The sequence below is a fragment of the Pedobacter sp. genome (assembly GCF_035317785.1).
GTDB lineage: Bacteria > Bacteroidota > Bacteroidia > Sphingobacteriales > Sphingobacteriaceae > Pedobacter.
The window spans coordinates 1-8,774 of sequence record NZ_DATHGC010000290.1; the positions used below are offsets into that span (position 1 = coordinate 1).

The following is an 8,774-nucleotide window of genomic DNA, read 5'->3' on the forward strand; positions in this document are numbered from 1 at the left end:
TTTATCTGGGGATCAAAGCTTGTGTAAAAGAAGTATTTGGTACGGATATGCTGGCCGGACGTTCTGTGGTGGTTCAGGGGATTGGAAATGTGGGCGAGCACCTCGTAGAACTGCTCAGAGCAGAAAACGTAGAAGTTTACATCAGTGACATCAACGAGGAACGCCTGCAGCATGTGGCCCGCACTTATAAGGCCAAGCCTGTTCCTGCTGACAAGATCTTTGGCCTGAACGCCGATATCTATGCCCCTTGCGCGCTCGGAGCTACAGTAAATGATAAGACCATCGACAAAATGAAGTTTGCCATTATCGCAGGTTCGGCCAATAACCAGCTTGCTGATGAGCAGATTCATGGAAAAATGCTGCTCGATAGGGGCATTTTATTTGCTCCTGACTACCTGATCAATGCGGGCGGTCTGATCAGCTGCTATTCAGAACTGACCGGCTATGGAAAAAAACGCACCATACAGCTCACTGAAAATATTTATAATGCGACAAGAGACGTGATCAGGATGTCTAAAAAAGACAATATTCCGACAATATGGGCAGCCAACCGACTTGCAGAACAACGAATAATTGACATCAAAAAAATAAAATCATCATTTTAATAAACCCGGTAATTTACCACTCGTTCTTACATTCATGTTAAACAGAAGGCACTTAAGAATAAAAGCTCTGCAAAATATATTTGCTTGGCACATGACAGACAAAAAGGATCTAGCTTCTTCAAAAAAGGCGCTGATGCAAAGTATTGACAATGTATATGAAATGTACATCTGGATGCTCTCGCTTTTGGCAGAGGTGACCGAATACACGGGGATCGATGCTACAGAAAGGGCCAACAAGCATTTGCCTACGGAAGAAGACCTTAATCCTAACCTCAAACTGCTGAACAATAAGTTTGCAGTTACGCTCAAAGAGAACCCGGAGTTCATTGCGGCAGTAAAGAAATACAGGATCAACTGGATGGCGGACCCGGAATTTGTGAAAGCAATATTCAATACCCTGAAAGTTACGCCTGAATACACAGCTTATCTGGCCGATCCCGACAACAGCCTTGAAGAATCCAAGACCATCATTAAATACATCTTTAGAAAAGTTATCCTGAAAAGCCACAATATCATCCAGGCTTTTGAAGACAAATTCATCAACTGGAGTGTGGATAAAGAGGTGATGCAGGGCATGGTGGCTAAAACCATCAAAAATTTTACATCTGAGGATCCTTTTGCCAATAAACTGACGCCAATAAGCCAGGATTGGGACGAGGACGGTAAATTTGTCGAGGACCTGTTCATCTACACGCTTAGAAATGATAAAGATTATCAGGCACTTATCGCGGAGAGGACCAAGAACTGGGAATCTGAAAGGATTGCTTTAATGGATACCATACTCATGAAAATGGCCATCTGTGAGCTGATGAATTTTCCATCTATCCCTGTAAAAGTAACCATTAATGAATATCTTGATCTGTCAAAAGATTACAGTACACCAAAAAGTAATTCATTTATTAACGGTATCTTGGACAAAATAATGGGTGACCTTAAAAGAACCAACAGTATTAAAAAGGTTGGCCGGGGATTAATAGAAGAATAAAAAATGAAAAAGATCTTACTGGTAGCATTAACTGCTTTAGCATTTGCTTCATGTCAGCAAAAAACCGAGAGCACATCAACTGGTACAGACAGTACTGCTGTTGCTGCTCAAACCAAGGACGCCGACACGTTAAACCCGGGAGGCCCGGTACTTAATTTTGCTGTCGAAAATTACAATTTCGGAAAAGTAAAAAAGGGGGAGAGCGTGTCTTACAGTTTTAAGTTTAAAAATACAGGCAGAATTCCGCTGATCATTAAAGATGCCGTTGCCATGTGCGGCTGCACTGTACCGGAGCCGCCGAAAGAGCCGGTTCAACCCGGTGCATCGAGTGAACTGAAGGTGGTATTTGACAGCACCGGAAAACCTGTCGGGGAATTTAAAAAGGGGATTACGGTTACCTCCAATGCACTCAACAGTACCGTACAGCTCCTGATAACGGGAGAAATTACAGAAAAATAAATATAAGACAGATATGATATCAACAGTAATATTACAGGCCGCAGGTGGAAGCAGCAGTATGCTGAGTACTTTAATACCAATGGTTTTGATCATGGTAGTGTTTTACTTCTTCATGATCAGGCCCCAGGTTAAAAAGGCCAAAGACCACAAGAAATTAATCGGGGAGCTAAAAAAAGGCGATAAAATTGTCACTACTGCAGGAATTCACGGAAGGATTGCGGATATGAACGATACGACTTTTTTGATTGAAGTAGAAGGTGGCACTAAAATCCGCTTTGATAAAACGGCGGTATCTTTAGACGCAACAAAAGCTGCGGCCCCTAAAGTAGATCTAGCTAAAACGGATGCCAAAGCCTAACAGCAACACTTATTTTAAAAAGCCGCCCATATTTGGAGCGGCTTTTTTGTTTTAGTAAATTCGATCCTAAAATATTTTTGTTTACTTTACCGCCATGCCGTTTATAAAACTTACAAAAATAGAACGAAAGCGTATACTGACGTTGCTGACTTGTTTGTTGATGGCGATAGGGGCCTGGTTGTTCCTGTCTTTAAAGAATAAATATGTATATACGGCCAAAACGGTACTGGTCTACAAAAATTTCCCCCAAAAACGTGCATTTCATGCCCTGCAGTCTGATACAGTTGACCTGCAGGTGGAGGGTACAGGATGGCAGCTGTTATTTGCCAGGCTGAGGATTAAGCCACAGTCCATTGCCATTAGCCTGGAAAAACTAAACAGCCGGAATTTCATTTTATTTTCAGAGCAGCTTTACAATGTTAACAAGCAGCTCGAGAGCTCACAAAAGATAATTTCTGTCAGACCGGACACGCTCTACTTTGATTTCTCTGAAAGAACTGTAAAACGGGTTCCGGTAAAACTGGTCTCAGATTTTACATTTGTAAAGCAGTATGGCATTTCCAGTGATATTGAGCTTGTTCCGGAATATGTAACCCTGTCAGGCCCTGGACAGGAACTGGAAAAAATAAAATATTGGGCGACGGATACACTGACATTGAAAGAGCTGCAGCGCACCGATGTATCAAGGGTAAGCATGCTGGGCAACAGGATGAAAAATGTGAATATTTTTCCTTCGAGCGTTGAAGTGAAAGTTCCTGTTGATGAATTTACTGAAAAAACACTGGAGCTCCCCGTAGCGGTCATCAACAATAAGGAATACTATGACATCAAATTTTTTCCCAGGAAAGTGAAGGTCACTTTCCTGGTGGCACTTTCAAAATATCAGACCATCAACGAGAATTTCATGGATGCTGTGGTCGATATTGATGACTGGAAAATACGTAAACACAATCAGCTTAGGGTTACACTCAGCCGTTTCCCGGACTATTGCACGCTGATAAAGATCAGTCCGGACAAAATAGATTTTATTATAGAGAAATAATGCTTAAAGTAGGAATTACGGGAGGAATAGGCAGCGGGAAAACTACGGTTTGCAAGATTTTTGAAACATTGGGCATTCAGGTGTTTTATGCCGATACGGCGGCGAAGCAAATCATGGTCGAAGATGCCATCCTTATTGACGGTATAAAAAATACTTTCGGAAAGGAAAGTTATTTTAATGATGGCGCGTTAAATAACAAGCACATCGCAAATATTGTTTTTAACAATACTGAGGAGCTGGCAAAACTGAATGCCATGGTTCATCCGGCTGTATTCAGGGCCTTTAACGGCTGGACAGCGGCGCTGCCTCCTGAAACGTCTTATGTTCTTAAGGAAGCGGCACTTCTATTTGAAAGCGGTTCATACCAGTTGTGCGATCTGAATATCCTGGTTGTCGCACCTGAAAAATTAAAGCTGGACCGTGTGATGCAGCGTGATGGTGTCAGTGCTGATGCGGTAAAAGCGCGGATGGACAAGCAGTTTACCGACCGGCAAAAACTCAAGCTGGCGGATCACATCATCCAGAATAACGAAAGCGAATCTTTGATTGAACAAGTACTCCGGCTGCATCAGGTGTTCTTAAGCACAAACTTATAGATGAGAATATTAGATGATTTTATAGTGATCGACAATATCGGTCTGTATTGCAGTTATGGAAAATTTTACCTGGATCCCAAAGAACCGGTAAAGCACGCCGTGATCTCGCACGCCCATGGTGATCATGCTGTAGGAGGTAACCTGGAGGTTTACTGTACTGAAGCCACTTCACTTTTTATGCTGCACAGGTATAAGAAATTTGCGGGCGGAGCATTTCACATCAGTAATTATCATAAAGTATTTGAGGTAAACGGGGTCAAGATCAGCTTTATTCCTGCCGGCCATATACTGGGTTCGGCAATGGTACTGATGGAATACAATGGCATAAGGTATCTTTATACCGGGGATTATAAACTGCAGCCCGACAGGACTTGTGAGCCGGTTGAATTTGTCAGCGCACATGTGCTGATCACGGAGACTACTTTTGCGGATCCGGATACGCAGCATCCTGCTGCTGAGCAGGAGATCCTGAAGCTCAGTTCAACGCCGAACAACATCATGCTGGGCGCCTATGCGCTTGGAAAGTGTCAGCGCCTGATCAGTCTGATCAGCGATCATTGTCCAGAAAAGAGGATATTGCTGCACCACAGCATGATGCCGTTTGTGAAAATATATGAACAGATGGGCATGAATGTGGGCGGATATGAGGTTTATGACCGTAAAGTAATGAAGAGCAATCTTACGGGTATGATCTATATGGTGCCGCCAATGGTATTCAGGAGCTATTTTAAGGCCATCAACGTCGTAAGGGTGTTTGCAACGGGCTGGAAGCACCTGCAGAGCGGCCATGAAATACAGTTGTATATCTCTGATCATGCGGACTGGAACGACATTGTCACTACAATAGAACAGGTTAACCCTCAGCAGGTTTGGACCAATCACGGGAATGGATTGCAATTGCAGAAGCATTACGAAAAAAGTTTGGTCGTTAAATTGCTTAACTGATGCGGGAAGGTATAGACTTTTATTTCGATGAAAATGGTTTCATGGTTTTCACTGAGGCTTACCATTTAAAGAGGGGCTATTGCTGCAAGAATAAATGCAGGCATTGTCCATGGGGGTTTGGCAAGGAAAAAGTAAAAGATACACCTGACAAAAAGCTATAAAGTAGAAGTAATCAGATATGCAATTGCAGAAAGAAACCCATACAACTCAGTTCGAGAGTGAACACCAGCAGGCTATAGTGAATGTTTTATATACCTATACCTGGTGTATTGACAGGTTAAAGCAGGTTATTGTGCCTTACGAGATTACCACACAGCAATTCAATATTTTAAGGATACTGAGGGGCCAGTATCCCAAACCCTCGACCATAAACCTGCTCAGGTCCAGGATGCTGGATAAAATGAGTGATGCTTCGAGGATCGTGGAGCGCCTGGTCCAAAAAGACCTTGTATTTAAAAAAGCAAACGGGTCTGACAAGCGCGCAGTCGACATTTTGATCAGCGCCAGGGGCCTGGAACTGCTCAGCCAGATGGATGAGGAAGTCAGCATCTCCGGTATTGTTTCTTCAAATCTGACCGAAAATGAAGCCGCACAATTGAATGTCCTGCTGGATAAAATGAGAGGCTAGTGTGTATGTGCTGAGGTAAAATAGCCGATCAGTGCGATGCCTATACCACATAAAACAGCAATCATTTTTCTTTTGCTCACCTTATGGTCTACACTTGATTCAAACAGGATCGTAGTAGAGATGTGCAGAAATATACCAATCACTATACCCATGATCTTATTGAAGTAGTCTTCCACACCGCCAATGGTGCCGTTGCTGAGGCCGTAACTTACATAGAAGCCCAGTGGAGCCATCAGTGCAAAAACAGAAATATAAATAATGATATTCCTTTTGTTGAAATGGTTTTGCATCAATATACTGGCTAATGCGAATGCTGCCGGAATATGGTGCAGCGCGATACCGAATATCAATGCATTGTGCTGGTCTTTGGCCAGAGGCATTCCTTCTAAAAAGGCGTGTAAACACAGGCTGATCATAATGCCGTACGGAAATGCATGGCTGCCGTGGTGCTTGTGGATATGACCGTGTTCTACTCCTTCTGAAAACTGTTCCAGGAAAACCTGGAGTAAAAAGCCCACCAATATGAATATTCCGATCTCTTCATGGTCTGAGCCGTTGTAGGCATCAGGGATGAGGTGCAGCACCGTAATGGCAAAAAGATATGCCCCGCTGAAAGAAAGGATAAGCTTTAAAAGCTGGGATTTATCGCTTTTAACCAAAAAAATGGCGGCACCGCCTAAAAAAGCACTAAGAAATAGTATAAATATCTTCCAGATTTCCATTATAATGTGGGTTGTAGCGTTTTGTATAATTTTGAGGTCGTTAGCCCGATTAGCGTTCCCAGTATTGCCCCTGCCAGTGTATCCAGCGGATAATGGACACCCACATAGATCTGAGAAAAGGAGATGATAAAAGCCCAGGCCAGGCCAAGCGGAAGGACCGGTTTCCACCTGCTGTAAAATACAATGATCAGGAATATCGCGATCGCAAAATGATTTGTGGCATGTGCTGAAGGAAAGCTGTAGCCGCTTCCGCAGGGTACGCGGTGAATGATCTCATCGACAAGGCCGGGTTCGTTGCAGGGTCTCAGCCTCACTACAAATGGTTTGATCAGTCTTGATGCCAGGAGATCGCCCATGGCAAATGTAAAGAGCAGCATTCCAATAATGTACCATCCTTTTTTTTTGTATTCCCTAAAACAGAAAATAATGATGAACAAGTATAAGGGTGCCCAGGTAAATCTGTTGCGCATGATCGGAAGGAGCCAGTCAAAAAACGGATTGCTGAGTCCCCTGTGGATCTCTAAAAAGAGATCGGTATCAAATTGCATCAGGCCCTCTATCATGCTTTTTTACAGATTAAGATCAAGCGGTCAGATTTCTCCGCATCGTAAGGATCCAGGCCGTAGCTGCCGAATGTAGCACTGATGTGCAGGCCGCTCTTCTCAAACATGCGCTCAAAATCTGCCAGAGTAAAAGCCTGTACGCGCTCTTCGAAAGCATAAACTTTGTTTCTGTGTTCAAAATTAATATGCTTGATGATTTTCCCGTCTGACACAAATTTATGCAGGTGAAACTCTATGCCTTCCAGGGTTTTGATTTCCTGGCTGGTCAGGTTTTTGAGGATCTTTTGGGTGTTGAAGTAATCTATAACTAAAGTGCCGTCAGCTTTGATTCCTTTTCTAAAAGATTTCAGCGCATTCACATGGTCTTTTTCTGTTTCAAAATATCCAAAACTGGTAAACATGTTGAGCGCAATATCAAAATAATTAATAAATGCCAGCCTGCGCATATCGTGAACAAAAAAATGCAGGTTTTTTTGTTCAAACTGCTGCGCGTATTTAATGCTTTGCTCAGAAAGATCAATACCGGTTACATCATATCCTTTTTTGTGTAGATATACGGCATGCCTGCCTCTGCCGCAGGCAATGTCCAGTATCCTGGAATTTGCATTTGGTTTTAAATAGGCGGAAAGGTTATCAATCAGAAATTCTGCTTCGGCATCGTCCCGCTGGCTATATAAAATATGATAAAAAGGCGAGTTGAACCAATATTGAAACCATTTTCGCTGCATAGAGCTGTATTTTTGATGTTTTAGAAAAATACAAAGATAGTATTTTGAAATGCATACGGCAGGATTATTTGGGGAGTAGTTAAAGTTTTAATCGTGTAATTTTCTTTGCAGGGATAAACCTAAAATAAGTCGTTTCCTGTTTTTTTGCTACTTTTGAAAAAAAACAAATACTTTGACACTTATAAAATCTATCTCTGGTATCAGGGGAACAATCGGTGGTATAGCCGGTGATGGTTTAACCCCAATTGATATCGTAAAATTTACTGCTGCTTATGGTTCATGGGTAGTCAGCAAGACAAATAACAAAAAGATCGTGCTGGGCAGAGATGCCAGGATCTCCGGCGAAATGGTGAATAACCTGGTTATCGGCACCTTACAGGGCTTGGGTATAGAAGTGATCGACCTCGGTCTGTCCACGACACCTACTGTAGAGATCGCGGTGCCTTTGGAGCAGGCCGGCGGCGGTATTATTTTGACTGCCAGCCATAATCCCAAACAATGGAACGCCCTGAAACTGCTGAATGCCGATGGCGAGTTTATCAGTGATGCTGATGGAAAAGAAGTCCTGGACATTGCCGAAAGGGCTGAATTTGCATTTGCCGATGTAGACGCCCTGGGCAAAGTGACCAGCAACGATACCTATCTTCAAAAACACATAGATGTGATCCTTGCACTTCCGCTTGTGGATGTGGAGGCGATAAAGGCTGCCAACTTCAAGATCGCCATAGACTGCGTAAATTCTAGCGGCGGAATATTTATTCCCGCGCTGCTGAAGGCACTTGGGGTAAAAACCGTCTATGAATTGTACTGTGAACCTAACGGGCATTTTCCGCACAATCCTGAGCCACTGCCAGAAAACCTTACTGAAATCGCTAAGGTAGTACAAAGCAAGAATGCCGACCTGGGTATTGTAGTGGACCCTGATGTGGACCGCCTTTGCTTTGTCAATGAAGATGGAAGCATGTTTGGCGAGGAGTATACATTGGTTGCCGTAGCGGACTACATATTAAAAAATACACCGGGCAATTCAGTTTCCAACCTGTCATCGACCAGGGCATTGAGAGACGTGACTGAAAAAGCCGGCGGTGAGTACAACGCGGCAGCTGTGGGAGAGGTAAATGTGGTCAACAAAATGAAGGCGAC

The 8,774-nt window shown here is 43.2% G+C and carries 12 protein-coding genes and 1 pseudogene; 10 read left to right on the forward strand and 3 right to left on the reverse strand.

Features of this window, described 5'->3' with window-relative positions:
- The 9 genes and pseudogenes from VK541_RS18040 to VK541_RS18080 form a co-directional block, all read left to right on the forward strand.
- A pseudogene (locus VK541_RS18040) lies at positions 1-605 on the forward strand (Glu/Leu/Phe/Val dehydrogenase family protein); the annotation flags it as partial.
- A 34-nt stretch (positions 606-639) separates the two neighbouring features.
- Positions 640-1,590 carry a transcription antitermination factor NusB gene (gene nusB, locus VK541_RS18045; protein ID WP_414692627.1) on the forward strand — a complete coding sequence of 317 codons (951 nt, stop codon included), beginning with the start codon at positions 640-642 and terminating at the stop codon, positions 1,588-1,590.
- 3 nt (positions 1,591-1,593) lie between these two features.
- On the forward strand, positions 1,594-2,049 hold the full coding sequence (locus VK541_RS18050) for a DUF1573 domain-containing protein (RefSeq protein WP_324371767.1): 456 nt from the start codon (positions 1,594-1,596) through the stop codon (positions 2,047-2,049).
- A 13-nt stretch (positions 2,050-2,062) separates the two neighbouring features.
- Entirely contained in the window at positions 2,063-2,407 is a 345-nt protein-coding gene (gene yajC / locus VK541_RS18055; RefSeq protein ID WP_324371768.1) for a preprotein translocase subunit YajC, read from the forward strand.
- A gap of 94 nt (positions 2,408-2,501) precedes the next feature.
- Positions 2,502-3,449: a YbbR-like domain-containing protein gene (locus VK541_RS18060; protein WP_324371770.1), complete on the forward strand. Its 948-nt coding sequence runs from the start codon at positions 2,502-2,504 to the stop codon at positions 3,447-3,449.
- Positions 3,449-4,045 carry a dephospho-CoA kinase gene (coaE, locus tag VK541_RS18065; protein WP_324371771.1) on the forward strand — a complete coding sequence of 199 codons (597 nt, stop codon included), beginning with the start codon at positions 3,449-3,451 and terminating at the stop codon, positions 4,043-4,045. The genes VK541_RS18060 and coaE overlap by 1 nt, the downstream gene beginning before the upstream one ends.
- Positions 4,046-4,990 (forward strand): exonuclease, encoded by a 945-nt coding sequence (locus VK541_RS18070; RefSeq protein ID WP_324371772.1) that lies wholly within the window; start codon positions 4,046-4,048, stop codon positions 4,988-4,990.
- Entirely contained in the window at positions 4,990-5,151 is a 162-nt protein-coding gene (locus VK541_RS18075) for a DUF5522 domain-containing protein (protein ID WP_324371773.1), read from the forward strand. The genes VK541_RS18070 and VK541_RS18075 overlap by 1 nt, the downstream gene beginning before the upstream one ends.
- Before the next feature lie 17 nt (positions 5,152-5,168).
- On the forward strand, positions 5,169-5,618 hold the full coding sequence (locus VK541_RS18080) for a MarR family transcriptional regulator (RefSeq protein WP_324371774.1): 450 nt from the start codon (positions 5,169-5,171) through the stop codon (positions 5,616-5,618).
- Here the strand turns inward: VK541_RS18080 and VK541_RS18085 are convergent.
- Genes VK541_RS18085 through VK541_RS18095 form a run of 3 tightly spaced genes read right to left on the reverse strand, consistent with a single transcriptional unit; the run spans position 5,615 to position 7,631 of the window.
- Positions 5,615-6,340 (reverse strand): ZIP family metal transporter, encoded by a 726-nt coding sequence (locus tag VK541_RS18085; RefSeq protein WP_324371775.1) that lies wholly within the window; start codon positions 6,338-6,340, stop codon positions 5,615-5,617. The two genes, VK541_RS18080 and VK541_RS18085, sit on opposite strands and share 4 nt — an antisense overlap.
- On the reverse strand, positions 6,340-6,903 hold the full coding sequence (locus tag VK541_RS18090; protein ID WP_324371776.1) for a phosphatase PAP2 family protein: 564 nt from the start codon (positions 6,901-6,903) through the stop codon (positions 6,340-6,342). The genes VK541_RS18085 and VK541_RS18090 overlap by 1 nt, the downstream gene beginning before the upstream one ends.
- Positions 6,900-7,631 (reverse strand): class I SAM-dependent methyltransferase, encoded by a 732-nt coding sequence (locus VK541_RS18095; protein WP_324371777.1) that lies wholly within the window; start codon positions 7,629-7,631, stop codon positions 6,900-6,902. Before VK541_RS18095 ends, VK541_RS18090 begins: the two co-directional genes overlap by 4 nt.
- Before the next feature lie 172 nt (positions 7,632-7,803).
- On the opposite strand from VK541_RS18095, the gene VK541_RS18100 reads away from it, so the two are divergent.
- A partial coding sequence (locus VK541_RS18100) for a phosphoglucosamine mutase (protein WP_324371778.1) occupies positions 7,804-8,774 on the forward strand: 971 nt, incomplete at its 3' end.

Excerpts from the sequence above, each read along its gene's own strand:
- VK541_RS18060 (WP_324371770.1), top strand. The coding sequence starts at position 2,502 with ATGCCGTTTATAAAACTTACAAAAATAGAACGAAAGCGTATACTGACG.
- VK541_RS18070 (WP_324371772.1), top strand. The coding sequence starts at position 4,046 with ATGAGAATATTAGATGATTTTATAGTGATCGACAATATCGGTCTGTAT.
- VK541_RS18050 (WP_324371767.1), top strand. The coding sequence starts at position 1,594 with ATGAAAAAGATCTTACTGGTAGCATTAACTGCTTTAGCATTTGCTTCA.
- VK541_RS18095 (WP_324371777.1), bottom strand. The coding sequence starts at position 7,631 with ATGCAGCGAAAATGGTTTCAATATTGGTTCAACTCGCCTTTTTATCAT.
- VK541_RS18085 (WP_324371775.1), bottom strand. The coding sequence starts at position 6,340 with ATGGAAATCTGGAAGATATTTATACTATTTCTTAGTGCTTTTTTAGGC.
- VK541_RS18075 (WP_324371773.1), top strand. The coding sequence starts at position 4,990 with ATGCGGGAAGGTATAGACTTTTATTTCGATGAAAATGGTTTCATGGTT.
- yajC (WP_324371768.1), top strand. The coding sequence starts at position 2,063 with ATGATATCAACAGTAATATTACAGGCCGCAGGTGGAAGCAGCAGTATG.
- VK541_RS18080 (WP_324371774.1), top strand. The coding sequence starts at position 5,169 with ATGCAATTGCAGAAAGAAACCCATACAACTCAGTTCGAGAGTGAACAC.
- VK541_RS18090 (WP_324371776.1), bottom strand. The coding sequence starts at position 6,903 with ATGATAGAGGGCCTGATGCAATTTGATACCGATCTCTTTTTAGAGATC.
- nusB (WP_414692627.1), top strand. The coding sequence starts at position 640 with ATGTTAAACAGAAGGCACTTAAGAATAAAAGCTCTGCAAAATATATTT.
- coaE (WP_324371771.1), top strand. The coding sequence starts at position 3,449 with ATGCTTAAAGTAGGAATTACGGGAGGAATAGGCAGCGGGAAAACTACG.